General features: G+C 69.0%; 1 pseudogene. It reads right to left on the minus strand.

Features of this window, described 5'->3' with window-relative positions:
* Positions 1-271 (minus strand): annotated as a pseudogene (locus N4G66_RS45515) (HtaA domain-containing protein); the annotation flags it as partial.

Consider the following 271-nt stretch of genomic DNA (forward strand, 5'->3'; position numbering starts at 1 on the left):
AGGGTGTGTGTCTTCGAGCCCGGGGCGGTGAACCAGACGCGGACCGTCTGCCCGGACAGCCCGGCCCAGGTCTTGCCCTGGTTGGCCTGGAGTGTGCCGGCCACGGTGATGAGCTGGCCCTTGCGTACGGGTTCGGGGCTCGCGTTGAAGGCGGTGATGCGGGTGACGGTACGAGAGACAGGGACGAAGTAGCGGGCTGTCGCGGTCGCGTCGGCGCTGCCGGGGTAGTAGAGCCGCAGGTAGCCGTTGCGTTTGGTGGCCGGGATGGTGG

Source organism: Streptomyces rhizosphaerihabitans (assembly GCF_025399795.1).
Lineage (GTDB): Bacteria > Actinomycetota > Actinomycetes > Streptomycetales > Streptomycetaceae > Streptomyces > Streptomyces rhizosphaerihabitans.